The following is a 22,815-nucleotide window of genomic DNA, read 5'->3' as shown; positions in this document are numbered from 1 at the left end:
TCACGTCCGTCACTTTCCGAAGCCGAAGCCGCTGCCCGTGCCCGCGCCGCTGTCGACCTTGGCGCGCAGCCGCTTGCCCTTCTCGGTGGCCTGGTCGTTCAGCTCCTGCTGGAAGTCACGCATCCTCGCGAGGAGTTCCTCGTCGTGCGTGGCCAGGATGCGGGCGGCGAGCAGGCCCGCGTTGCGCGCGCCGCCCACCGAGACCGTGGCGACCGGCACCCCGGCCGGCATCTGGACGATCGACAGCAGCGAGTCCATGCCGTCGAGGTACTTCAGCGGGACCGGTACGCCGATCACGGGCAGCGGGCTGACCGAGGCGAGCATGCCGGGCAGATGGGCGGCGCCGCCCGCGCCCGCGATGATCGCTTTCAGGCCACGCCCGGCCGCCTCCTCGCCGTACGTGATCATCTCGCGCGGCATCCGGTGGGCGGAGACCACGTCGACCTCGTACGGGATCTCGAACTCGGCGAGGGCCTTCGCGGCGCCTTCCATGACGGGCCAGTCGGAGTCCGACCCCATGACGATGCCGACGACCGGGCTCGTGACGACAGAACTCATTCGGTGATCGTTCCTCTGAGGTAGCCGGCTGCGTGACGGGCGCGCTCCAGCACGTCGTCGAGGTGGTCGCCGTAGGTGTTGACGTGGCCCACCTTGCGGCCGGGCTTCACGTCCTTTCCGTACATGTGGATCTTGAGCTGGGGGTCGCGTGCCATGCAGTGCAGGTACGCGGAGTACATGTCGGGGTAGTCGCCCCCCAGGACGTTCACCATGACCGTCCAGGGTGCGCGCGGGCGCGGGTCGCCCAGGGGCAGGTCCAGGACCGCGCGGACGTGGTTGGCGAACTGGGAGGTGATCGCGCCGTCCTGGGTCCAGTGGCCGGAGTTGTGCGGGCGCATGGCCAGTTCGTTGACGAGGATGTCGTTCTTCCCGTCGGGTCCCCGGGTCTCGAACAGCTCGACGGCGAGGTGGCCGACGACGCCGAGCTCCTTCGCGATGCGCAGGGCCAGTTCCTCCGCCCGCAGCGCCAGCTCCTCGGAGATGCCGGGCGCGGGCGCGATCACCGTGTCGCAGACCCCGTCGACCTGCTGGGACTCGACCACCGGGTACGCCACGGCCTGGCCGTGCGGCGACCGTACGACGTTCGCGGCCAGCTCGCGGGTGAAGTCGACCTTCTCCTCGGCGAGGACCGGGACGCCGGCCCGGAAGGGGTCCTCGGCGTCGGCCGCGGACCGCACGATCCACACGCCCTTGCCGTCGTAGCCGCCGCGGACGGTCTTGAGGACGACGGGGAAGCCGTCCCCCTCGGCCCCTTCGGGGAGCCCCTCGGCCGCGAACGCGGCCACGTCGGCCGGATCGCTCACGATCCGGTGCCGTGGGCACGGCACCCCGATCTCCGTGAGCTTCGCGCGCATCACGCCCTTGTCCTGGGCGTGCACGAGCGCGTCGGGGCCGGGGCGCACGGGGATGCCGTCCGCCTCCAGGGCCCGCAGATGCTCGGTGGGTACGTGTTCGTGATCGAAAGTGATCACGTCGCAGCCCCGCGCAAAGGCCCGCAGCGTGCCGAGGTCGCGATGGTCGCCGACGACGACCTCGCTGACCACCTGCGCCGCGGACTCCTGGGGGGTCTCGCTGAGGAGCTTGAACCTGATGCCGAGCGGGATGCCAGCCTCGTGCGTCATACGAGCGAGCTGACCGCCGCCGACCATGCCGACTACCGGGAACGTCACACCCCCAGGGTATCGGCCGTTTCGAGCCACCCCTGTCGCCCGCGGAATCATAGGAAATTGTGCGGGTTCATCACATCCCGGCCACATCTTCGAGTCCGGGTCCGGCAGCGGAGAGAACCGCTGGTTAGCATGGCGGAGTCGACGAAGGTTGACGAAAATGACCTATCCGACGAGACGGGGGCTGGGCGACACCATGGGCACAGCTGGTAAACGCGGGGCTCATGCCAGGCAGGCCAGCGCTGTTCGCCTCCGGATCGAGCGCCTGACCAGGGAGATCGCCAAGTTCGGCGCGGTCGGCGGAGCAGGTCTCCTCGTCAACCTGATCACCTTCAACCTGGTGCGCAGTACGACCGATCTCCAGGTGGTCCGGGCCAGTGTGATCGCCACGGTCGTGGCCATCGTCTCGAACTACATCGGTTTCCGCTACTTCACCTACCGCGATCGCGACAAGAGCGGCCGCACGAGGGAACTGACGCTGTTCGTCCTGTTCAGCGCGATCGGGCTCGTCATCGAGAACGGGATCCTCTTCGCCGCGACGTACGGCCTGGGCTTCGACAGCCCGCTGGCGAGCAACGTCTTCAAGTTCGTCGGGATCGGCATCGCGACCCTCTTCCGCTTCTGGTCCTACCGCACGTGGGTCTTCCGGGTGGCCGCGGTCCACGTCCCGGTGCCGGAAGCGGAATCGTTCCTGGGGAACCCGACCCCGTACCTGGAGGAAGACCGCCCACCCGCCCAGGGCTTCCGCCAGATCCAACGCACCCGCTGACCCCCTTCAGGGGCGCGGGGAACGGCGCAATCTTTCGCCTTTGAGCCCTTAGGGGCGCGGGGAACGGCGCAATCTTTGGTCTTTGAACCTTCCGGCGCGCGGACGCGCTACCGCACCGTGGGTTCGTCCCCGTCCCGCCGCCGCAGAGGCGTACGCGACAAGAACAACCCGAATACCGGCGGCTGCGCCTGCAGCATCTCCAGCCGCCCCCCGTCCGCCTCGGCGAGGTCACGGGCGACGGCCAGCCCGATCCCCGTGGAGTTGCGCCCGCTGATCGCCCGCTCGAAGATCCGCGCACCCAGGTCCGCCGGCACCCCCGCCCCCTCGTCGGTGACCTCGATCACGGCCTGGTTCCCGGTGACCCGCGTACGCAGCGCGACCGTCCCGCCGCCGTGCATCAGCGAGTTCTCGATCAGCGCGGCGAGGACCTGGGCCACCGCCCCCGGCGTCCCGACGGCCTGCAGATGGTGCTTGCCCGAGCTGACGATCGCGCGGCCCGCGTTGCGGTAGGCCGGGCGCCACTCGGCGAGCTGCTGCTTGATGACCTCGTCGAGGTCGAACGTGACGGCGGAGCCCGTACGCGGGTCGCGGGCGTTGGTCAGCAGCCGCTCCACCACGTCGGTGAGCCGCTCGACCTGCGCCAGCGCGATGGTCGCCTCCTCCTTGACCGTGCTCGGGTCGTCGGTGAGGGTGATCTCCTCCAGCCGCATGGACAGCGCGGTCAGCGGCGTACGCAGCTGGTGCGAGGCGTCGGCCGCGAGGCGCCGCTCGGCCGTCAGCATCCGGGCGATGCGCTCGGCGGAGCCGTCCAGCACATCGGCGACCCGGTCCAGCTCCGGCACCCCGTACCGCTTGTGGCGCGGGCGCGGATCCCCCGATCCGAGCCGTTCCGCGGTCTCCGCGAGGTCGGTCAGCGGCGAGGTGAGCCGGTTGGCCTGGCGCACCGCGAGGAGGACGGCGGCGATCACCGCGAGCAGGGCCACCGCGGCGATGATCAGCAGTGTCCGGCCGACCTCGCGGGTGACCGCCGAGCTCGCCTCCTCGACCGTGACGGTCTCGCCCTCCTCGCCCTCGCGGGTGGAGGTGATGACGTCACCGGTGGGCGGCGTGCCGATGTGGATGGAGTCGCGGCCCGGGATCTCGATGCGCGCGTACCGGTCGCCCGTGACCTGGTCCTTGAGGACCCGGGCGTTGACCTGCTCGTCGCCGAGGATGCGGCTGTCGACGATGCTGACCAGCCGTACCGCCTCGGAGTCCACCCGCTCCTGGGCGCTGTTGCTGATCGTGCGGGTCTCGACGATGACGAGCGAGACCCCGAACACGGCGATCACCACCAGCACGACGGCCAGCGTGGAATTGATGAGACGGCGACGCACAGGTCCCTCCGGCCAACTGATGATCCGGGCCGGCCCCCACCCCGTCAGGGGAGCGGAGCCCGGACACGAGCGGCTCCGCCGCGGGGCGCGACCGGCCGCACACGGCCCGCGCCGCGCACTCACCGACGACGGGACGGTGGAAGGCGCGGCCCGAACGACAACGGGTCAGCTCTTCTCGAAGCGGAAGCCCACTCCTCGTACCGTCGCGATGTACCGCGGGTTCGCCGCGTCGTCCCCCAGCTTCTTCCGCAGCCAGGAGATGTGCATGTCGAGCGTCTTGGTGGACGACCACCAGGTGGTGTCCCAGACCTCGCGCATCAGCTGGTCGCGCGTGACGACCCGGCCCGCGTCCCTGACGAGCACCCGGAGCAGGTCGAACTCTTTCGCCGTCAGCTGCAGCTCCTCGTCGCCCATCCACGCCCGGTGCGACTCGACGTCGATCCGCACCCCGTGCGTGGCGGGCGGCTGCTGGGGTTCGGCCGCGCCGCGCCGCAGCAGGGCCCGCACCCGGGCCAGCAGTTCGGCGAGGCGGAAGGGCTTGGTCACATAGTCGTCCGCGCCGGCGTCCAGGCCCACGACGGTGTCCACCTCGTCGGCGCGCGCGGTCAGGATGAGGACCGGCACGGTCATCCCCTCGGCGCGCAGCCGCCGGGCCACCTCCAGGCCGTCCATTCCGGGCAGCCCGAGGTCGAGCACGACCAGATCTATACCGCCCTGGATGCCCGCGTCGAGCGCGGTGGGTCCGTCCTCGCGTACCTCAACCTCGTACCCCTCGCGGCGCAGGGCGCGAGCCAGGGGTTCCGAGATGGACGCGTCGTCCTCGGCGAGCAGTACTCGGGTCATGAACTGATGGTAGTCCGCTGCGGACCGGCGCAGTGAGGGTGATCGACATCTGTGACGCTCCCGCCCCTTCGGCCCCGTGCGACCCTGGGGTTCAGGATGTAAATCTGTGAACGGCCTTCGAATCAGTCGCATGGTTCCATCCACACCTGTGATCCATCTCTCAAGTCATGCCATATGCGGCATTGATGCGACCTAGGGCCTTATGGTGACCAGACGCCTGGAGCACCACCCAGGGACCTTCGGCGGGTGCTTCACGCTGAAGGTCTCTTTTGTGTGCGGGCTGGTGTCTACCAGCCTTGAAAGGAATGACCTGTGGCCGGGCCCGGCCAGCGTGGGAACGCGCGCCGGGCGTGGATCCCGGTGGTCGTCGTCCACCACTTCGACCTCGCCGAGCGAGGACGGAGCGGAACTCCCCGTGGGCGTGGGGCGGGACGGCCGACCCGCCGGTGCCGGCCGCCTCCCCCACCGGGCGCGCAACCCCATACCGCCCGAGCGGGCTCCGCTCTCGCGGTGTCCCCCTCGGCGGCGCGTCCCGACCAGCAAGGAACGACCATGGCGTCCAGCCTGACGAAGGACTCGGTCTCCCCGGGCACCCCCGGTTCCGGATACGAGCAGACCTTCTTCGGCCACCCCCGCGGACTGGCCACACTCTTCATGACCGAGATGTGGGAGAGGTTCTCCTACTACGGCATGCGTGCACTGCTCCCGCTCTACCTGGTGGCCCCCGGCGGCCTGCACCTGAGCGCGAGCACCGCGACCGCGATCTACTCGGTCTACCTGTCGCTCGTGTACCTGCTCGCCCTGCCCGGCGGCTGGTTCGCCGACCGCGTGCTCGGCCCCCGCAAGACCGTCGCCGTCGCGGGACTGGTCATCATGCTGGGCCATCTGACGCTGGCACTGCCCTCGTCCGGCACCTTCTTCGCGGGCCTCGGTCTCGTCGCGATCGGCTCGGGTCTGCTGAAGGCCAACATCTCGACGATGGTCGGCCACCTCTACAAGGGCCCGGACGACCCGCGCCGCGACGGCGGTTTCACCGTCTTCTACATCGGTATCAACCTCGGCGCCTTCGCCGCTCCGCTGGTGATCGGCACCATCGGCGAGAAGGTGAACTGGCACCTGGGCTTCGCGCTCGCCGCGCTCGGCATGGCCCTGGGCCTGGCGCAGTTCCTGATGGGCCGCCGCCACCTCGACGCGCGGTCCGATGTCGTCCCGACGCCGATGTCCGCCGAGGAGAAGGCCTCGACCCTGCGCAAGGGTCTGCTGTGGCTGGCCGTCGCCGTGGTCTTCTACGCCGTCGTCGCCCTGTCGGGCCACTACACGCTGAACTGGATCATGGTTCCGCTCGCGGTCGTCGGCCTGGTCATCCCGGTCTGGGTGATCGCCCGGATCAAGCGCGACAAGTCACTGGACCAGGTCGAGCAGTCGCGGATGTCGGCGTACATCTGGTTCTTCGTCGCCGCGGCCGTCTTCTGGATGATCTACGACCAGGGCGGCTCCACGCTGTCGATCTTCGCCGAGTCGTCGGCCGAGAACAGCGTCTTCGGCTGGGGGTTCCCGGTCTCCTGGTACCAGTCGGTCAACCCTGTCATGATCATGGCGCTCGCCCCGGTCTTCGCCTGGGCATGGCTGGCGCTGAACCGGGCCGGCCGGGAGCCGAGCACGATCGTGAAGTTCTCGTCGGGTCTGGTCCTGGTCGGTGCCTCGTTCTTCCTCTTCCTGGCTCCGCTGACGATCGCCGACGGCGGGCACAAGGCCGCCGCGCTGTGGCTGGTCGCCATCTACTTCGTACAGACCGTCGGTGAACTGACCCTCTCCCCGGTCGGCCTCTCCGTCACGACGAAGATGGCTCCCGCGAAGTACGCGTCCCAGATGATGGGTGTCTGGTTCCTGGCCGTCACCGCCGGGGACGCCACGACCGCGCTGCTCTCCATCGCCGGCGTCGACCTGAACGGCATGGGCGTCGTCGCCCTGGAGGCCACGCTCGCGGTGGTCGCCGGCGCGGCGATCTACATGTACCGCAACAAGGTCAAGTCCTTGATGGGCAACGTGAACTAGCCGCTCCGCGGAGGGGGGCTGCACGTCAACGGCGCGCGCAGTCTTTGGCTTTCAGGGGCGCGGGGAACTGCGCACCCCGGCCCCGGCGGACCCGCAGCCCCCCACCCCGCTCACCCCTACGGCGCCCTGCGCGAAGCCCGCCGCCAGGCGCCCGGCATGAACGTGAACACCGCTCCGCCGAGCAGCACCGCCGTCCCGGCGACGAGCCCGAGCGCCCGCAACCCCCCACCGTCGTCACTACCGGTCTCCGCGAGCCCGCCCGAGGCAGACCCGCTCCCACCGGAACCAGAAGCGCCACCGCCGACGGAGCCGCTCCCGCCCGCCGCCCCGCCCGGCTGGGCGGAGGTGTCCAGCGTCAGGGACACCGCGGACTCCTTCGGCGTGCACGTGGTCGTCGTCCCGAGCGCCTTCACCGTCAGCACGCCCGGCGACAGCGTCGACTCCCCGTCCGCGCCCGGCTTGTACGTACCCGTCATGTCGGAGATCACCATGGGATCCCCGGACTTGATGGCCTCGGCGTTCGTCGGCCCCTCGACCGCCACCGTGCCCTTGTCCGCGCCGCCCAGCACGACCTCCATCGACGGTTTGACCGAGTCGGCCGGGATGTCGGCGGGGCTGTCCATCACGGACCCCTTGAACTGGACGGTGAGGTCGTAACTCCCGCCGTTCTTCTTGGCGTTGATCTGCACCGGAGAGGTCGCGTCCTTGTCCCCGATCGGCGTCTTGCACGCGTAGGGGATGTCGACGGCCTTGCCGGTGAAGTCGGTCTGCTCCCCACCGCCGCCGGTGGTACCGCCGGTGTCGCCGCCCCCGGTCGTATCGCCCGTCGTGCCGCCGGTCGTCGTGTCACCGCCTGTCGTACCGCCGGTCGTACCGCCGGTGGTCGCCGGGTCGGTGGGGTCGGGCGACTCGGGGGGCGGGTCCCCCTCCCCCGCCGTGACCTCGATCGTCGCGGCGGGCTGCACCGTCTCCGTCGGCGCGCACTTGGTGTCCGTGGACATGACGTTGATGGCGTACGCGTCCGGCGTCAGCGTCACCTCGCCGGCCGTCGTCAGTTTCAGCTTGCCCTTCATGTCGGACAGGATCATCGCCCCGCCCTTGGGGATCGCCGGGTTCTCGCGCGGCCCCTGCATGGCGACGGACGCTGTCTGCGCACCGACCGCCTTCAGGGTGCCGGACGGCTGCACCGAGTCGGCGGGCAGGTCGATGAGGTCGGGGTTCTTGGACGCGGCCTGCGTGAACTTCCAGACCACCTCCACCTCGTCACCGACCTTCGCCGTGGCGGGCGCGGTGACCTCCACCTTCGTGGTGCCCTTGACCGTCGGCAGTCCGGAGACCGGCGGGGGTACGCAGTCGGTCGCGTAGGACACCTCGGCGGCCTGGGCGGGCGCCGCCGCCACACCCAGCAGGACTCCCGCACCGCCGAGCATCATCGCGACTCCGGCCGCGCTCGCTCTCCGGCCGCCTCCGGGTCTCTTCGGCCCGGGCCGGACTCTCCGTTGCGTACTCACGTGTTTCCCTTCCTGGTGGGGGTCGTCGGAGTGTTCCCGTGCGGTGCGGAGAGCTGATCGGCCTCGGCGGCCCCGGGATCGGTGTCCGGGGTGAACCAGGGCAGAGCGGAGTGCGTACGGGCGCGGGTACGCGTACCTGCGTCGGAGCCGGAACCGGCCACGTCGTGGTCGGCGCCGGGGTTTTCGGCGCGCGGGGAGAGATTCAGCCTCGGCATCCGCCAAGTGACCTCGGGCAGCCGCAGCCCCCCGCGCCGCACGCCGTGCGCACCGCGACCGGGCCGCACAACGCGTCCGCCCCGGGACCGTCCGGCGCGCGCGTGGGGACCACTCGGCCGCACCCGGTCCACCACGGCCATCCCGGTGCGGAACAGCGCGGCCGGTACGACGACGCAGACCAGGAGCCAGAAGAGGGTCACACCCCAGGGGCGGCCCACGCCCCACGGCTGTTCGGCGAGCACCTTGCCGCCGAACTTCAGGGAGACCGTGTAGTCGCCGTGCGCACCGGCGGTCAGCTCCACCGGCAACGTGATCCGTGCCTTCTTGCCGGGGCCGATGGTGCCGCGCCATTGGTGTTCCTCCCACTGCGGGGCGAACACACCGTGGGATGTGCCGACCTGGAAGACCGGGTTCTTCACCGCGGTGGTGCCGACGTTGCCGACGGTGAAGACGAGCGTGCGGGCCGGCGGCGCGCCGAACCAGGTGAGCAGACCGCTGGACCCGTCGAGCCGGGTGTCGGTGAGTACCGAGAGCCGCCCGGCGCTGTCCTCCTTGGGCAGCGGCTCGACCTCGTGCCCCGCGACCAGGAAGGGGGCGTCGGCCTGCGCCTCCGCGCCGGTGACCGTCGCGACGTGGACCACGCAGGGGCACGGTACGGGTGGTTCGGTGACCGGCAGCTTCTTGCTGAAGCGGCCCTTGGCGTCGGTGGTGACGGCCCGTCCGTCCGCGTTGGCGCAGGAGTTGGTCCCGCCGATCACGCCCCGGTCGGTCGAGGACCGACCGCAGACGAGCATCATCAGCAGAGCGTTCGCCCGCCAGCCGCTGCCGCTCACCGTGACGGAACCGCCCGTCCCCGCCTGCGACTTGGAGAGCTTCACCTGCGGTTTCTCCGCCGCGGTGGCGGTGGTTCCCACCAAGGGGATCAGCACGAGCGCGAGCGCCACAGCCATCGCGACCGCCCGCCACCGACGCACCCCTTCAGCCGTGCCGCTCACATCACCGCTCCCGTCGACTCGACTTTCGTACGCGGCTGTCGGGGGTCCTCCACCGGCCCCGGCCCCGGCCGCCCCCGAAGCCGTACACCCCGTACACGTCGTGCGCGCCGCACACGCTGTACGCACCACAGGGCGCCGCCCGCGCACACCGCGAGCCCGGCGAGCGCGCCCGTCACCACCGCCGCCTTCGGTACGAACCACGCTTCCGCGGCGGCCTCGGCGCGGGCCCCGCCCTCCGCCGTGACCGTCAGCTCGACGTCGACGCCGTCGAGCGGGGGCGGGTCGGGCCAGGGTTCGTCGAGCCGGACGCGGCGGCCGGGGAGCAGTTCGACGGGCAGGGTGCGCGGGGCCCGGTCGAGCACCTCGCCGAACAGCCCCTCGGCGCGTACGGCGAGCTTCGGGGTCAGCACGGTGGTGCCGCGGTTGACCAGTTCGTAGGAGATCCGGTCGTCGTGGATCCGCACGTGTTCGACCGTGAGCGCGCGGAGGGCCGGCCCGCCGACGCGCAGCTGGATGCGTACGGCCGCGGTCCGCCCCCGGGCGCTCGCGAGGATCGCGCCGGGGTGGTCGCCGGGGGTGGTGTCCGCGGGGACGCTCACGGTGAAGGGCACGTCGGCACGGGTGCGCGCGGGGATCCGTACCGTCCGCTCGGCGAAGGTGATCCAGGCTCCGGTGTCCTTCGCCCGCGCCCGTACGGAGGGCGTTCCGTCGGCGCCGTTGTCGGCGTCGGCGCCCCGGAGCCGTACCGTCAGCGGCTTTCCGCCGGGGTTGCGCACCGACACGGTGTCCTGGAGGACCGTGCCGGGCGCGCCCTCGGCGTAGAAGTACGGCCGGCCGTCCTGGATCCCGCCGCCCGCCGAGGGCACGACGGACCAGTCGTCGGCCACGGAGACCGGGGCGACGCCGAGCACGGTCACGGAGGCGAGGCACAGGGCACGGACGGCGAACGGCATCGGCGGCTCCGGAGCAGAAGGGCTGGTGCGGGGCGGTTCAGCCGCGGGCCTGGTGGCGCCGGGTCAGCCACAGCACGCCGGCCGCGCCCGCCAGCAGGACGGTGCCGCCGAGGGTGCCGAGGGCGATCGCGGAGTCCTCGGGGCCTGTCTGCGGCAGTTCCTCACCGCCCGCCGGGGTGTCCTGCGAGGAACCGGTGGCACCGGAGGTGCCCGTGGAGCCGGCCGCCGCCGCGACGGTCACGGTCAGCGAGGGCTTCGGATTGTTGCCGGGGGTGCACGTGGTCGTCGTACCGAGGGCCTTGATGGTCAGCACACCCGCGGTGAAGGTGACCTTGCCGCTGCCCTTCGGGGTGTACGTGCCGGTCAGGTCGGTGATCTTGATGGGGGTGTTGGCGGGGATCGCGGCCGGGTTCGGCGGTCCCTTGACCGCCACGGTGCCGCTGTCGGCGCCGCCGAGTTTGATGACCGCGCTCGGGTTCATGGCGCCCTTGCCCAGTTCGACGGGGCTGGACGAGACGCCCTTCTCGAAGGTCATCGTGAGCCGGTAGCCGCTGCCGCTCTTGACGCTTTTGATGTCGATGGGCGAGACGGCCGACTTGTCCCCGATGGGGGTTTTGCACTGGTAGTTGACGTCCACGACGTCGGCCCGGGCTGCGGGGGCGGCCATCAGCACCGCCGAGCCGGCCAGGGCCGCGGCGGACGCGAGCGCTGCGGTTCGTTTCTGGTACGTCCGGTATGACACGGTCCCCTCATTCCCGAAGGCGTTCCTGAAGCCATTCCTGACACGGTTCCTGACACTTCCTGGAACAGTTCCTGACGGAACATCAGATCGGCCGTCAAGGTACGCCCGGCCCCTCGCCGAGGGAAGACAAAATGCGCACTGGATCCGTGAGGATCCAATGCGCACGAAGTGAGCGACGGGGCGAGGGAGGGGGCCCTCCCTACCCGGGGGCGTCTCCCCGGGGGCGTCTCCCCGGGGGCGTCTCCCCGGGGGTCGCGCCGCCCGGGGGTCGCGAGGCCCGGGGGTCGCCTCCCGGGGGACTTCTCCCGGGGCCGCTTCCGGGGGCGCCTCGGGGGGCGCTTCAGGGAGCGAGGGTGAGCCGCGTGAAGATCTGACGGTCCGCTACGGCTGGACGCGCAGTTCCCCGCGCCCCTGGATGCCAGGGCCGCCCGGCCCTACACAGCCAGCCCCCCAGAACCGCGAACAACGGCGCAACCAGCCCCCTGGGGGCGCGGGGAACGGCGCAGTCTTGTGCCCTCAGGAGCGCGGGGAACAGCGCAGTCTTTCACCCTCAGGGGCGCGGGGAACAGCGCAGCCTTCTACCTTCAGGGCGCGGGGAACGACGCAGTCTTTCGCCCTCAGGGGCGCGGGGAACGGCGCAGCCTTCTGCCTTCAGGGGCGCGGGGAACGGCGCAGTCTTTTAGGGGCGCGGGGAACTGCGCACCCCGGCCCTGGCGGACCCGCACCAAGAAACCGCCCCCCACAGGGCAACGCCAAACCACAGCGGAGCGCTACGCGGGGGCACCCAATTCCGCCCACACCGTCTTCCCCGCGGCCCCCTCCGCCCGGATCACACCCCAGTCCAGACACAGCCGCTGCACGATGAACATCCCGTGCCCGCCGGGCCGCCCGGCCCGGTGCGGAGTACGCGGCGCGGGCTGACCGGCCCCACGGTCGGACACCTCGATCCGCAGCACCTTGTTCTCGCAGGAGATCCAGAGCTCGTCCGGACCCTCCGCATGCAGACAGGCGTTGGTGACCAGTTCGGAGACGACCAGCAGCACGTCCTCCGCGGCGGCCCGCCGATCGGCGGTGGCCGCGGGCAGCCACCCCCACTCGTACAGCGACTGCCGGGCGAAGTCGCGGGCGAGCGGGACGACGCCGCTCTCGCCGTCGAAGTTCAGCCGGCGGGCATGACGCCCGGAGGGCGTACCGCCCGGGGACGCCCCGGAAGCGCCGCCGTCGCCCGATTCAGGGCCGCGGTCGCCCGGCGAGTAAGGCCGGGTGGTGCTCATCAGCGCTTCACCTCACCGATTCACCAGTTCACGATTCAAGACTCAGTTCTCAGCACATTCCGCACACACGGCGTACCTGCGTGCCTGGCACACGGCGCACCCGCGTACCTGCATACCTACACACCTGCGCGCCCGCGTACCTGGAAAGCACAGGACCCTCGGGTTCCGGGAGTGGTCCGGGACTGCCGCGCGCTTGCCGTTCGATCCGCTGACATATCCAGGATGTCTCCTGCCCGACCGAACCGCGGGAACACCACATGTTCGGAACGGATGACGAGACTCCGCTATCGCGTTGATCACGTCGAAGGCGTCCCGGGCCCGATGCGGCCGCAGGACGGCACCCCGGCGCCTAGTCACCCCGATCAGCCGCGGGCCGGTCGCCCCCGGACCCTGCGGCTCCGGCATCGCCCGCCGCGGCCGAGCCGTCCGCCTGTGCGGAGTCACCCGCCCCGCCCTTGTCGTCCAGAGCCGCTTCCAGCGTGTCGTGCACGGTGAAGACGGCCTCCGCCCCGGTGATCTCGAAGACCCGGGCCACCACCGGCAGCATTCCCGCCAGGTGGACCCCGCCCCCGGCGGCCTCGGCGCGCAGCCGAGCCCCGAGCAGGACGTTCAGTCCGGTGGAGTCGCAGAACTCCAACCGTGAACAGTCCACGACGAGACGCACGAACCCGCGGTCGAGGCAGTCCTCGACCGGTTCGCGCAGAAGATCCGCCGTATGGTGATCCAGCTCACCCGCCGGGGTGACGACGGCACTAGTGCCCTCTTCTCGCACCTCGACCAGAAGCCGGCCCGACTGTGCGCTGCCGACCGTCCCGCGGTCCATGCCGTCTCTCTCTTCCGACCGATGTGGTTGTTCGTTGACGCACTCGAACCCTACGCCTTCCCTGCACACTCTGACACCCGAACAACCGCCAAGAATCGGACATTTCACCGCAAAACTCACTTGCGAGTGGGTCACGAAAGCGGGTAGGGCTAGTAGAGACAGTTTTCGACACGGCCGGCTTTGGAGGCGCCGCACACCGCAGTGCACGTATCGGCATCGGCAGCCATATGCCGAGAACGATGGAGGACAGCATGTCACCCCGGCTCGACGCATCGCATGCCCAGAGGGCGACGTCGACACGCCCTCTGGACGAACTGGAAGAAGAGTCCGCCGACGAGAACGCCGGCCTGGCCGGGCTTCCCGAGATCCCCCCGTTCGCGGAGGTGGGCCCGGTCGACGCGCGAGCGCTCTCCAAGACTCTCTTCGGGCGTCTTGAGTCGCTGGAGGAAGGCACCTCCGAGTATTCGTACGTCCGCAACACTCTGGTCGAACTGAACCTCGCCCTGGTGAAGTTCGCCGCCTCCCGGTTCCGCTCCCGCAGCGAGCCGATGGAAGACATCATCCAGGTCGGCACGATCGGCCTGATCAAGGCGATCGACCGCTTCGAACTCAGCCGCGGCGTCGAGTTCCCCACTTTCGCGATGCCAACCATCGTCGGCGAGATCAAGCGCTTCTTCCGTGACACGTCATGGTCGGTGCGCGTACCGCGAAGGCTTCAGGAACTCCGCCTGGACCTGGCGAAGGCCGGCGACGAACTCGCACAGCAACTGGACCGCGCTCCGACGGTGGGAGAGCTGGCGGAGCGCCTGGGGCTGTCGAACGACGAGGTCGTCGAGGGCATGGCGGCGTCCAACGCCTACACGGCCAGCTCACTGGACGCCCAGCCCGAGGAGGACGACTCCGAGGGCGCGCTGGCGGACCGGATCGGTTACGAGGACCACGGGCTCGAAGGCATCGAGTACGTGGAATCGCTGAAGCCGCTGATCGCCGAACTTCCGCAGCGCGACCGGCAGATCCTGTCGCTGCGCTTCGTCGCCAATCTGACCCAGTCGGAGATCGGCGAGGAACTGGGCATCTCGCAGATGCACGTGTCGCGACTGCTGTCGCGGACGCTGGTGCGACTGCGCAGGGGCCTGACCGTCGAGGAGTGACACCTCCGTCGCAGCAGGACATGCGCGGGTGAACACGTGGGTGCATGCGTGGGGCCGAGCCGGTCGAACCGGCTCGGCCCCACGCATTCTACCTGTGGACGGCTCCCCGTCCCCCGCACCTCGCGTCCCGTCCCATCCGTCATTCGACGCACCCGAGTTACTTACGGGAACCCCTTTCCCGTCCGGCCCCCTTCCCCCACCATGGTCACCCGGCAAACTGGCTGGTACGTCAGCAGCCGAGTGAAGTGACGGCGCGGGCGCAGGGAGGCAGACGCATGGCTCGGGGCGAGGATGAAGACGATCGGCCCGGTGGCGGCGTGCACACGGGGGCGTCCGACGCACGGCTCACGGAACTGCTGCGCGCCGACGCCTCGGCCGGGGCCGCGGCGCTGGAGGAACTGCGCGCCCGCCACCGCCCCGCGGTGCTCGCGTACGCGCGCCTGTGCACGACCGGCGAGTACGCGGCCCGGGAGCTGACGGCCCACGCGTTCACGCTCGCCGCGCGGGAGACCGAGCGCGGCACGGACCCGCGCGGGCCGTGGCGGCACCAACTCCTGCTGCTGGCCTGGCGGCTGGCCGTCGTCTGGGCCGCCGACCAGCACTCCCGCCGCCTCGACCCCGGACTGCTCGCGCGGCTGCACGAGGCGGGCCCCGGCGGCCCGACCCCGCCGATGCTGGACGCGTTCCACTCGCTCCCCACTCGCATCCAGGGCCTCATCTGGTACGGGCTGGTCGAGCGGGAGCCCGAGGACCGGACGGCGGAACTGCTGGGGCTCACGCGCCAGGACGTGGCGTACGGGCTGGAGTCCTCGCTACAGGCGCTGCGCGCGACGTTCCTGCAGTCCCACCTCGCCTCGTCCGGGGACCCGCGCTGCCAGGACTTCCGCCGGCTGATCGAGGAGTCGGTACACCCCGACAGCCCCCGGTACAGCACGGATCTGCGGACCCACATGACCGGGTGCGGGGTGTGCGCGACCGCGTACGAGGTGCTCTCCGCCCTGCGGGACGACCCGCGTACGGCGCTGGCCGAGGGCCTGCTGCCCTGGGGCGGCACGGCGTACGCGGCGACCCTCGGAACCGGGCCGCACGCCCACGAGCAACCGGAGCCCGGTCCCTGGACGGCCTTGAGCACCTGGCCACCCTCCCGCCGCTTCGTCCTCACCTCGGCGGCGCTCGGGGGAGCGCTGGCCCCGCTGCTCCTCTTCCTCGTCCCCTCGGGCGGCTCACAACCGCAGGGGGCGGCCGGTACGACGACTCCGGCCCGCCCGCCGGTGACGGTGACGGCGACGGCCCCTGCGGAACGGCCGCCGTCCACCCCGGCTCCCCCGAAGCCGACGCGCACCCCCGGCCCTACGAAGTCCCCGACCCCGAGCCCCACCCGCTCTTACACACAGCCGCCTCCCTCCCCTCCCGGGGGCCGCTACACGCAGGTGGTGAACCTCGCCTCGGGCCGCTGCCTGGACATAGAGCACGGCGACCTGGAGAAGGGCACGGACGTCATCACGGCGCCCTGCTCCTCGTCTCGCACGCAGCGCTGGCGCGTCGACACCGACGAGGGCGCTCTGCGGTCGTACGCGGACCCCGACTTCTGCCTGGACAGCCGGGGCGCGACGGACGACGGGGTCGGCATCTGGGAATGCGCCTCACTGGACGGCCACAACGGCCCGAACCTGCGCTTCGCGGTCACGAAGACAGGCGCCATCAGCCCGGCCATAGCCCCGGACCACGCCCTGACCCCGTCGGGCGACAACAGCCTGGACCTGTCCCCGGACACGGGCGTGTCGGTACAGCGGTGGAGGGCGGGCAAGGCGTAACCCGCCCGTACCGGGCTCAGGCGCCCTCGACGAACAACTCCCCGGCATCGGCGACCCGGTAGGAACGGTCGAGCCAGCAACCGAGTTCGTCCATGTCGGTGGAGGCGAGCACGCGCTTACGCACGAGGTCGGGCACGTCGATGCCACGCCACTGAAGAGTCCGAAGAACGCTCTCGGCCCGCTCCAGAGCCCGCCCCTCCTCCCGCCCCTCTTCGCGGCCTTCCTCACGCACCTGCTCGGCAAGCGGGTGCCGCCAGAAGTACTGGATCGCCGTCATCAGGTCCCTCCACATCTGCTGTGCCCGGGGGTCTGCCAGGCATGAGTCGACGAACTGCACGAAGACCGCGGCACTGTCCGGGTCGATGGTCCGCAGGGCGGCTGCCAGGGACTCCAGTATGGGCGCGGTCTGCGGGCCCTTGCCATGTGTCATCGCCGACAGCACCGCAAGAGGTACGTCCTGGGCGGCCTCTCGTTCGTCCGCGATCACCGGCACGTTGTCCGGCCCCAGGACGAACGGACGTACCGTCAGTGAAGGGCACCCCCGCACGCCAAGATGAATCGGCTGCGACGCCCAGCGAGCGGTGGCGCTGCTCTGCGTGGTCACGATGAGCACCGGTTCACAGCGGTACTTCTCGTACAGATAACTGAGGTAGTACGGCCAGCTGCCGCGTTTCCTCTCGTCCGGTTTTCCCTGGGACTCGACGACCAGGAGGTAGGCCCCGTCGTCGGTCTCCGCTCGCAGCAGCGTGTCAACGCGTCGCTCGATCGGTTCGATCTCCGTGAGGTCCACGTTCATCGCGGCGAACTCGCGCGGCTCGGGGAAGGGGATGCGTAAGACGCTCTGCAAGGCACGGGTCAGCAGCGCGGGATCCTTCTGGAAGATCCGGTGCATGGCCTCGTGTGACGAGCCGACCATGGGCTCTCCTTTCTTTCCGACTTGATCAACGAGCTACACGGCGGCCAGGTCACACCACACGTACTTGCCGTGGTTGCCGTGCCTGAACAGGGGGTGCCAGCCCCAGGCGTCGGAGCAGGCGTGGACCAGGGCGAGGCCTCGGCCGCCCTCGGCGTCCGTGAGTGCCGTCAACTCTCCGGGAGGCTCGGGCGGTTCCGGGTCCGTGTCCCACGCGCCGATCCGCAGGACCCCGACAGACCAGCAGACCCGGAGGGTGGCGGGCCCCTTCGTATGAAGCACGGCGTTGGCGACCAGTTCGGCCGCGAGGAGTTCGGCGACATCCACGAGGCGGATCAACCCGTGCATGGTGAGGATGAGGCGGAGGGTGCGGCGGCAGATGGTGACGCCGCGGGGGTCGTTGGGGATCGAGACGGAGTACTCCCAGGGTTCGGTCTCGATGCCGGTGCCGGTTGCGTTTCCGGGCATGCGTCAGCTCCAGGGGTGGGTGGGGTGAGGGGCCAGTCGCACGGGCGGTGGCAGGGCCGCGGCCGTCCTGGCAGGACGGCGCGGTGCACTTCCGCAGCGTGTGCGGCGCGTCACTGACGGTATTTCCTAATCTTAGGAAGACGCAAGCGGCTGGCGTATTCTGACCCTCGAACGAGGTACGTCCACCGCCCAGTTGAGACGAGGAGGCGCCGGTTGCCACCCAAGAGGCACCTCACGGCCCGCAGGCTGCGGCTAGGCGCTGAACTGCGCAAACTGCGCGAGGCAGCAGGCATGAAATCACGGGAGGCCGCCGCGCTGCTCGGGGCCGACGCCGTCCAGATGAGCCAGATCGAGTCCGGCGTCGCAGGCGTGAGCGCCGAACGCGTACGACGCCTCGCCGCCCACTACGCCTGCACGGACGAGGCGTTGATCGATGCCCTCATCACGATGGCGACCGACCGCACACGGGGCTGGTGGGAGGAGTACCGAGGGGTGCTGCCGCCGGTGTTCGCAGACGTCGCCGAGGTGGAGCACCACGCGACGTCTCTCCGCGAGGTGGTGATCACCCACGTGCCGGGGCTCCTGCAGACAGCCGACTACGCCCGGGCGGTCTACACGTACATGGTCCCCGGCCTGCCCGAGAGCAAGCTGGCTCCTCGGGTGGAACACCGGATGAGGCGCCGCGTCGTCATCGAGGGCGACGACCCGACGCCGTACGAGACGCTGATACACGAGTTCGCCCTGCGCATCCGCGTGGCCGACCGCCAGGCGTCCCGCGTACAGCTCCAGCAGATCCTCGACAAGATCGAGCAGGGCCACGTCACCGTCCGCATCATCCCGACGAACCAGGACGGCTTCGCCGGCGCCGACGCCTCCATGATGTACGTGGGAGGCCCGGTGCCTCAACTGGAAACCGTCCTCCGCGATTTCCCCACCGGCACCATGTTCATCGATGCAGAAACACAACTCAGGCAGCTCCGAACACTTTTCCGTAAAGTCGAGGAGATGACGCTGGAACCCAGGGCGTCACGGGACTTCATCCACCGTATGACCAAGGAGTTGTGAGCCGCACATGACCCAAGCGCTGCGCTGGCAAAAGTCCACCTTCTCCGGGGGCGGCGACGGCAACACCTGCGTCGAGATCGCCACCCACGCAGACCACGTCCGTCTCCGCGAGAGCGACGTCCCGTCAACCGAACTCATCACGTCCTCCGCACAACTGGCACATCTCATACGCGGGGTGAAGTCGGGCTTGTTCGATGCGACAGCCTGACAAAGGAACTGTGAGGCACCCCATGAGCCACGCCCTGCACTGGCAGAAGTCCACGTTCTCGGACGGCGGTGAGGGAAACACCTGCGTCGAGATCGCCGTGTCCCCCGGGACCGTTCACCTCCGCGAGAGCGACTCCCCTGGCACCGAACTCAGCACCATCATCGCTCCGTTGGCCCACCTGATACGCGGAGTCAAGGCAGGAACGGTCGGTACAACCGTTTGATCAGCACCCGCTTCTCGGCGAGATCCGAGCGGCCATCGGAGGGTGGCGTACCCCAAGCCAGCAACTCCCGCAACCGGCGACTGACGACGAAGACCAGGACTAGAGGTCGGCACGTCGGGGACGAGCATCCTCTCGCCCGAACGTCAGCACCTGCGCCAGCACTTCCCGCAGCCGCTCGATGTCCTCTTGCGGAACTTCGAGCAAAGCCTCGATCTCCGTATCCGCCAGCTCCAGGTCATCCAGGGCAGCAGGTTGCAACGACACGGTGAGCAGATTGTCGGACAGCGTCACCACGCGGGCACAGCCATAAGCGGTGCCCTGATCCGGTGTCACCAGGCAGTGCGTGTCGAGACCTAGCGCCACATTCTGACGGGACGGTTCGCCGATGTTGCTCATGAACAGAAGAAAGAAACCTTCGCCATCGTCGTCTTCGGCGACACCCGCCTGCATGATGTCGTTGTCCTCGTCGACCTCTGCAACTACCGCACGAGCTGTGAATCTGTACGTCATGCCTGGGTTCTAGCAGAAGCCCCCGTTCGCAACCCTGTACTGCTGCAGCGACGACCGGCTCCCACAGACGGTCGCCGCCGAGTCCGACGTCGCCTGACACCGTATGGAAGTAGAGAAGATGACCACGCAGGCCGACCTCGTCGACCATGAATTGATCCGGGCAGCGACACACATCGCGGCCACTCGCTGTCAGGGCGACAACCACACCATGGCGGCTGCGGCCCGCGCCGAGGACGGCCGGATCGTCACCGCGGTAAACGCCTATCACTTTACCGGAGGCCCCTGCGCCGAGCTGGTCGTCATCGGTGCGGCAGCCACCCAGGGCATCTACGACCTGGACACCATCGTCGCCGTGGGTGACCGCGACCGCGGGGTGGTGCCCCCGTGTGGCCGCTGCCGCCAGGTCCTTCTCGACTACTTTCCCGCCCTCAACGTCATCATCGTCGCGGACGACGGCCCCCGAACCGTCCCCATCACCCACCTGCTGCCCGAGAGCTACGTCTGGGCGGACCACCAACTCGACGCCGAGCAAATTGAACCTGCCGGCCCAAGCTGACAGCCCAGACGACCGCAGGTCAGACCGTACGGACTCCGTGCCTCCACACTTCTGAAACCAGCGGCACCCCCGGCCGGTACGCCAGGTGGACGTGGCTCGGGGCGTCCAGGAACGTCAGGTCCGCGTACGCGCCAGCCGCCACGCGGCCGATGTCCGTGCGGCGGAGGGCCGCCGCGCCGCCAGCCGTGGACGACCACAGCGCCTCGTCCGGCGTCATGCCCATGTCCCGTACGGCGAGTGCGATGCAGAACGGGACGGACGACGTGAAGGACGAGCCCGGATTGCAGTCCGTCGAGAGGGCGACCGTTACGCCCGCGTCGAGGAGCCGGCGGGCGTCCGGCCACGCGGCGCGGGTGGAGAACTCGGCGCCCGGGAGCAGCGTCGCCACCGTGTCACCGCTCGCGAGCGCGTCCACGTCCGCGTCGGTCAGGTGCGTGCAGTGGTCCGCGCTGGCCGCGTCCAGCTCGACGGCCAGTTGCACACCGGGGCCGTACGAGAGCTGGTTGGCGTGGATGCGCGGGTGCAGCCCCTTCGCCCGCCCCGCCGTGAGGATCGCGCGGGCCTGGTCCCCGTCGAAGGCGCCCTTCTCGCAGAAGACGTCGATCCACCGCGCGTACGGGGCGCACGCGTCCAGCATCTCGCCGGTGACGAGCGCGACGTACGCGGCGGGGTCGTCCGCGAGGTCCGGGGAGACGATGTGCGCGCCGAGGTAGGTGACCTCGTCGGTGTGCGCGGACGCGATCCGCAGCGCCCGCGCCTCGTCCTCGACCGTCAGCCCGTAGCCGGACTTGGTCTCGAACGTGGTCGTGCCCTGGCGCAGCGCCTCCGCGAGATAGCGGGTGAGGTTGCGCTCAAGCTCCTCGTCGCTCGCCGCGCGGGTGGCGGCGACGGTCGTCCGGATGCCGCCGGCGCTGTAGGCCCGGCCGGACATCCGGGCGTTGAACTCCTGCGTGCGGTCGCCCGCGAAGACGAGGTGCGAGTGGGAGTCCACGAAGCCGGGGATGACCGCGCGGCCACCGGCGTCGACCCGATTGTCAGTGGCGGGTGCTTTTCTTGAGTCACCGGTCCACGCGATGCGGTCGCCGTCGATGACGACGGCCGCATCCTGGATCAGACCGAGCGGGGATCCGTCACCGAGAGAGGAGTCGTTGGTGACCAGACTGGCGATGTTGGTGATGAGGGTCGTACTGCCGGTACTGCTGCTCATGGCGTCCTTCGGGGCGATGGGGGCGGCAGGGACAAGTGCTGAGCCGGCGTTCAGGTGCGCAGCGCTTCGACGGCGTCCGCCAGGGCCTGCGGCACGTTCGGGATCAGCGCGTGCTCCCCGTCGCGTACGACGTGCCGGCCGCCCACGACGGTGTGCCGCACGTCCGCCGCTGTCGCGGCGAATACGGCCGTCTCGGCCCCGAGCCGCGGCAGCGTCCCCGCTGTTCTGACGGAGTCGAGCGCGATCGTCGTGAAGTCGGCGAGCGCACCCGCTTCGAGCGTGCCCGCGTCGGCCCAGCCGAGGGCCGCGTGACCGTCGGCGGAGGCGGCGCGAAGGAGCGCCGCCGCGGTCCAGTGCCCCCGGGTGCGGCTGCGCAGGCGCTCGTTCAGCTCCATCGCGCGGGCCTCTTCGAGCAGGTCGATCACGGCGTGGCTGTCGGAGCCGAGGGACAGCGGGGAGCCCGCCTGCTGGAGGGCGACGGCCGGTCCGATGCCGTCGGCGAGGTCGCGCTCGGTGGTCGGGCACATGCAGGTGCCGGTCCCGGAGCGGCCGAGCAGCGCGATGTCCTCGCCGGTGAGGTGGGTGTTGTGCACGCCCGTGGTGCGCGGGCCCAGCACCCCGTGGTCGGCGAGCAGCTGCGTGGGCGTGCGGCCGTGCGCCGCCAGGCAGGCGTCGTTCTCCGCCGTCTGCTCGGACAGGTGCACATGGAGCGGGGCCCGCCGCTCCTCGGCCCACCGCGCCACCGTCGCCAACTGCCCCGCGGGCACCGCCCGTACGGAGTGGACGGCGGCCCCGATCCGCGCGTGATCCCGGTCCTTGAGAACTGAACAGCGTGTGGCCCAGGCCTCCGCCGTGCCGTCGGAGAAGCGGAGCTGGTGCCGGTTCGGGGGCTGTCCCCTGCGCGCGTCGACCAGGCCGGCGGCGAGGTAGACGGTGTCGAGGAGGGTGATGCGGATGCCCGCCTCGGCGGCGGCCTCGACGAGCGCCTCGCCCATCGCGTTCGGGTCGGCGTACGGGGTGCCGCCCGGCGCGTGGTGCACGTAGTGGAACTCGCCGACGGCCGTGACCCCGGCGAGCGCCATCTCCGCGTACACCGCGCGGGCGAGCGCGTGGTACGTGTCCGGGGTGAGCCGGTCCGCGACGGAGTACATGATCTCGCGCCAGGTCCAGAACGTGCCGGAGCCGACCTGGACGGTGCCGCGCAGGGCCCGGTGGAAGGCGTGGCTGTGGGCGTTGGCGAGGCCGGGGAGCGTCAGACCGCGCAGGATCTCCGCACCCGGAGGTGGACCGTCGATGCCCGTGCGGACGGCGGCGATCCGGCCGTCCGTCCCCACGTCGAGGGCCACGCCCGGCTCCACGTAGGAGTCGAGCCAGGCGTGCTCAAGCCAGTACGTCGTGCCTCGCGCGCTCACGTTCAGC

The 22,815-nt window shown here is 70.3% G+C and carries 22 protein-coding genes and 1 pseudogene; 8 read left to right on the top strand and 15 right to left on the bottom strand.

Annotation, left to right across the window (positions count from 1 at the left end):
• Window positions 1-9: 9 nt before the first annotated feature.
• Together purE and K3769_RS14355 are read right to left on the bottom strand one after the other, a co-directional pair.
• Window positions 10-558: a 5-(carboxyamino)imidazole ribonucleotide mutase gene (gene purE, locus K3769_RS14360; RefSeq protein WP_267026821.1), complete on the bottom strand. Its 549-nt coding sequence runs from the start codon at window positions 556-558 to the stop codon at window positions 10-12.
• The gene (locus tag K3769_RS14355; RefSeq protein ID WP_267026820.1) at window positions 555-1,727 is read right to left on the bottom strand and encodes a 5-(carboxyamino)imidazole ribonucleotide synthase; all 1,173 of its coding nucleotides are present in this window, start codon (window positions 1,725-1,727) and stop codon (window positions 555-557) included. Before K3769_RS14355 ends, purE begins: the two co-directional genes overlap by 4 nt.
• Before the next feature lie 193 nt (window positions 1,728-1,920).
• On the opposite strand from K3769_RS14355, the gene K3769_RS14350 reads away from it, so the two are divergent.
• Window positions 1,921-2,493 (top strand): GtrA family protein, encoded by a 573-nt coding sequence (locus tag K3769_RS14350; protein WP_267031371.1) that lies wholly within the window; start codon window positions 1,921-1,923, stop codon window positions 2,491-2,493.
• Between the two features lie 107 nt (window positions 2,494-2,600).
• On the opposite strand, the gene K3769_RS14345 is transcribed toward K3769_RS14350, so the two are convergent.
• Window positions 2,601-3,869 carry a sensor histidine kinase gene (locus K3769_RS14345; protein WP_267026819.1) on the bottom strand — a complete coding sequence of 423 codons (1,269 nt, stop codon included), beginning with the start codon at window positions 3,867-3,869 and terminating at the stop codon, window positions 2,601-2,603.
• A gap of 165 nt (window positions 3,870-4,034) precedes the next feature.
• Window positions 4,035-4,712: a response regulator transcription factor gene (locus K3769_RS14340; RefSeq protein ID WP_107015675.1), complete on the bottom strand. Its 678-nt coding sequence runs from the start codon at window positions 4,710-4,712 to the stop codon at window positions 4,035-4,037.
• Window positions 4,713-5,264: 552 nt separating this feature from the next.
• Between K3769_RS14340 and K3769_RS14335 the strand changes: the two genes are divergently transcribed.
• Window positions 5,265-6,767 carry an oligopeptide:H+ symporter gene (locus K3769_RS14335; RefSeq protein ID WP_267026818.1) on the top strand — a complete coding sequence of 501 codons (1,503 nt, stop codon included), beginning with the start codon at window positions 5,265-5,267 and terminating at the stop codon, window positions 6,765-6,767.
• A gap of 116 nt (window positions 6,768-6,883) precedes the next feature.
• Here the strand turns inward: K3769_RS14335 and K3769_RS14330 are convergent, their stop codons facing one another.
• From K3769_RS14330 to K3769_RS14305, 6 genes and pseudogenes are all read right to left on the bottom strand, one after another.
• Window positions 6,884-8,197 (bottom strand): hypothetical protein, encoded by a 1,314-nt coding sequence (locus K3769_RS14330; protein WP_267031370.1) that lies wholly within the window; start codon window positions 8,195-8,197, stop codon window positions 6,884-6,886.
• A gap of 77 nt (window positions 8,198-8,274) precedes the next feature.
• Entirely contained in the window at window positions 8,275-9,444 is a 1,170-nt protein-coding gene (locus K3769_RS14325) for a hypothetical protein (protein WP_267031369.1), read from the bottom strand.
• 41 nt (window positions 9,445-9,485) lie between these two features.
• Window positions 9,486-10,442: a COG1470 family protein gene (locus K3769_RS14320; protein ID WP_267026817.1), complete on the bottom strand. Its 957-nt coding sequence runs from the start codon at window positions 10,440-10,442 to the stop codon at window positions 9,486-9,488.
• Between the two features lie 37 nt (window positions 10,443-10,479).
• Complete coding sequence (locus K3769_RS14315; RefSeq protein ID WP_267026816.1) at window positions 10,480-11,184, bottom strand: LPXTG cell wall anchor domain-containing protein; 705 nt, start codon at window positions 11,182-11,184, stop codon at window positions 10,480-10,482.
• Between the two features lie 770 nt (window positions 11,185-11,954).
• Window positions 11,955-12,458, bottom strand: a complete 504-nt coding sequence (locus K3769_RS14310) for an ATP-binding protein (protein WP_267026815.1) — start codon at window positions 12,456-12,458, stop codon at window positions 11,955-11,957.
• A gap of 457 nt (window positions 12,459-12,915) precedes the next feature.
• A pseudogene (locus K3769_RS14305) lies at window positions 12,916-13,281 on the bottom strand (STAS domain-containing protein); the annotation flags it as partial.
• Between the two features lie 239 nt (window positions 13,282-13,520).
• Here K3769_RS14305 and K3769_RS14300 point away from each other — a divergent pair.
• Together K3769_RS14300 and K3769_RS14295 are read left to right on the top strand one after the other, a co-directional pair.
• On the top strand, window positions 13,521-14,432 hold the full coding sequence (locus K3769_RS14300; protein ID WP_267026813.1) for an RNA polymerase sigma factor SigF: 912 nt from the start codon (window positions 13,521-13,523) through the stop codon (window positions 14,430-14,432).
• Between the two features lie 275 nt (window positions 14,433-14,707).
• A complete protein-coding gene (locus K3769_RS14295; RefSeq protein ID WP_267026812.1) occupies window positions 14,708-16,246 on the top strand; it encodes a ricin-type beta-trefoil lectin domain protein in 1,539 nt (512 codons plus the stop codon).
• 16 nt (window positions 16,247-16,262) lie between these two features.
• Here the strand turns inward: K3769_RS14295 and K3769_RS14290 are convergent, their stop codons facing one another.
• Both K3769_RS14290 and K3769_RS14285 read right to left on the bottom strand, forming a co-directional pair.
• Complete coding sequence (locus K3769_RS14290; protein WP_267026811.1) at window positions 16,263-17,162, bottom strand: hypothetical protein; 900 nt, start codon at window positions 17,160-17,162, stop codon at window positions 16,263-16,265.
• A 33-nt stretch (window positions 17,163-17,195) separates the two neighbouring features.
• Entirely contained in the window at window positions 17,196-17,627 is a 432-nt protein-coding gene (locus K3769_RS14285) for an ATP-binding protein (RefSeq protein WP_267026810.1), read from the bottom strand.
• A 213-nt stretch (window positions 17,628-17,840) separates the two neighbouring features.
• Here K3769_RS14285 and K3769_RS14280 point away from each other — a divergent pair, with 213 nt between their 5' ends.
• The 3 genes from K3769_RS14280 to K3769_RS14270 are packed head-to-tail and all read left to right on the top strand — an operon-like array spanning window position 17,841 to window position 19,123.
• A complete protein-coding gene (locus tag K3769_RS14280) occupies window positions 17,841-18,692 on the top strand; it encodes a helix-turn-helix domain-containing protein (RefSeq protein ID WP_282566173.1) in 852 nt (283 codons plus the stop codon).
• A gap of 7 nt (window positions 18,693-18,699) precedes the next feature.
• A complete protein-coding gene (locus K3769_RS14275) occupies window positions 18,700-18,900 on the top strand; it encodes a DUF397 domain-containing protein (protein ID WP_267026809.1) in 201 nt (66 codons plus the stop codon).
• A 22-nt stretch (window positions 18,901-18,922) separates the two neighbouring features.
• Window positions 18,923-19,123 carry a DUF397 domain-containing protein gene (locus tag K3769_RS14270; protein WP_267026808.1) on the top strand — a complete coding sequence of 67 codons (201 nt, stop codon included), beginning with the start codon at window positions 18,923-18,925 and terminating at the stop codon, window positions 19,121-19,123.
• 99 nt (window positions 19,124-19,222) lie between these two features.
• On the opposite strand, the gene K3769_RS14265 is transcribed toward K3769_RS14270, so the two are convergent.
• On the bottom strand, window positions 19,223-19,633 hold the full coding sequence (locus K3769_RS14265; RefSeq protein WP_267026807.1) for an Imm10 family immunity protein: 411 nt from the start codon (window positions 19,631-19,633) through the stop codon (window positions 19,223-19,225).
• Between the two features lie 118 nt (window positions 19,634-19,751).
• Here K3769_RS14265 and K3769_RS14260 point away from each other — a divergent pair, with 118 nt between their 5' ends.
• Window positions 19,752-20,189 carry a cytidine/deoxycytidylate deaminase family protein gene (locus tag K3769_RS14260; RefSeq protein ID WP_267026806.1) on the top strand — a complete coding sequence of 146 codons (438 nt, stop codon included), beginning with the start codon at window positions 19,752-19,754 and terminating at the stop codon, window positions 20,187-20,189.
• Window positions 20,190-20,208: 19 nt separating this feature from the next.
• On the opposite strand, the gene hutI is transcribed toward K3769_RS14260, so the two are convergent.
• Entirely contained in the window at window positions 20,209-21,396 is a 1,188-nt protein-coding gene (gene hutI, locus K3769_RS14255) for an imidazolonepropionase (protein ID WP_267026805.1), read from the bottom strand.
• Between the two features lie 50 nt (window positions 21,397-21,446).
• Complete coding sequence (locus tag K3769_RS14250) at window positions 21,447-22,814, bottom strand: formimidoylglutamate deiminase (RefSeq protein WP_267031367.1); 1,368 nt, start codon at window positions 22,812-22,814, stop codon at window positions 21,447-21,449.
• Window position 22,815: the final 1 nt, after the last annotated feature.

This window comes from Streptomyces ortus (assembly GCF_026341275.1).
Taxonomy (GTDB): Bacteria; Actinomycetota; Actinomycetes; order Streptomycetales; family Streptomycetaceae; genus Streptomyces; species Streptomyces ortus.
This window is presented reverse-complemented; position numbering and strand designations above follow the sequence as displayed.

Bases quoted from the DNA above. Each gene is read 5' to 3' on its own strand.
- K3769_RS14270 (WP_267026808.1), top strand. From the start codon at position 18,923: ATGAGCCACGCCCTGCACTGGCAGAAGTCCACGTTCTCGGACGGCGGT.
- K3769_RS14275 (WP_267026809.1), top strand. From the start codon at position 18,700: ATGACCCAAGCGCTGCGCTGGCAAAAGTCCACCTTCTCCGGGGGCGGC.
- K3769_RS14295 (WP_267026812.1), top strand. From the start codon at position 14,708: ATGGCTCGGGGCGAGGATGAAGACGATCGGCCCGGTGGCGGCGTGCAC.
- K3769_RS14335 (WP_267026818.1), top strand. From the start codon at position 5,265: ATGGCGTCCAGCCTGACGAAGGACTCGGTCTCCCCGGGCACCCCCGGT.
- K3769_RS14285 (WP_267026810.1), bottom strand. From the start codon at position 17,627: ATGCCCGGAAACGCAACCGGCACCGGCATCGAGACCGAACCCTGGGAG.
- K3769_RS14260 (WP_267026806.1), top strand. From the start codon at position 19,752: ATGACCACGCAGGCCGACCTCGTCGACCATGAATTGATCCGGGCAGCG.
- purE (WP_267026821.1), bottom strand. From the start codon at position 558: ATGAGTTCTGTCGTCACGAGCCCGGTCGTCGGCATCGTCATGGGGTCG.
- K3769_RS14300 (WP_267026813.1), top strand. From the start codon at position 13,521: ATGGAGGACAGCATGTCACCCCGGCTCGACGCATCGCATGCCCAGAGG.
- K3769_RS14310 (WP_267026815.1), bottom strand. From the start codon at position 12,458: ATGAGCACCACCCGGCCTTACTCGCCGGGCGACCGCGGCCCTGAATCG.
- hutI (WP_267026805.1), bottom strand. From the start codon at position 21,396: ATGAGCAGCAGTACCGGCAGTACGACCCTCATCACCAACATCGCCAGT.
- K3769_RS14350 (WP_267031371.1), top strand. From the start codon at position 1,921: ATGGGCACAGCTGGTAAACGCGGGGCTCATGCCAGGCAGGCCAGCGCT.
- K3769_RS14265 (WP_267026807.1), bottom strand. From the start codon at position 19,633: ATGACGTACAGATTCACAGCTCGTGCGGTAGTTGCAGAGGTCGACGAG.
- K3769_RS14330 (WP_267031370.1), bottom strand. From the start codon at position 8,197: ATGCTCGGCGGTGCGGGAGTCCTGCTGGGTGTGGCGGCGGCGCCCGCC.
- K3769_RS14320 (WP_267026817.1), bottom strand. From the start codon at position 10,442: ATGCCGTTCGCCGTCCGTGCCCTGTGCCTCGCCTCCGTGACCGTGCTC.
- K3769_RS14325 (WP_267031369.1), bottom strand. From the start codon at position 9,444: ATGGCTGTGGCGCTCGCGCTCGTGCTGATCCCCTTGGTGGGAACCACC.
- K3769_RS14290 (WP_267026811.1), bottom strand. From the start codon at position 17,162: ATGGTCGGCTCGTCACACGAGGCCATGCACCGGATCTTCCAGAAGGAT.
- K3769_RS14340 (WP_107015675.1), bottom strand. From the start codon at position 4,712: ATGACCCGAGTACTGCTCGCCGAGGACGACGCGTCCATCTCGGAACCC.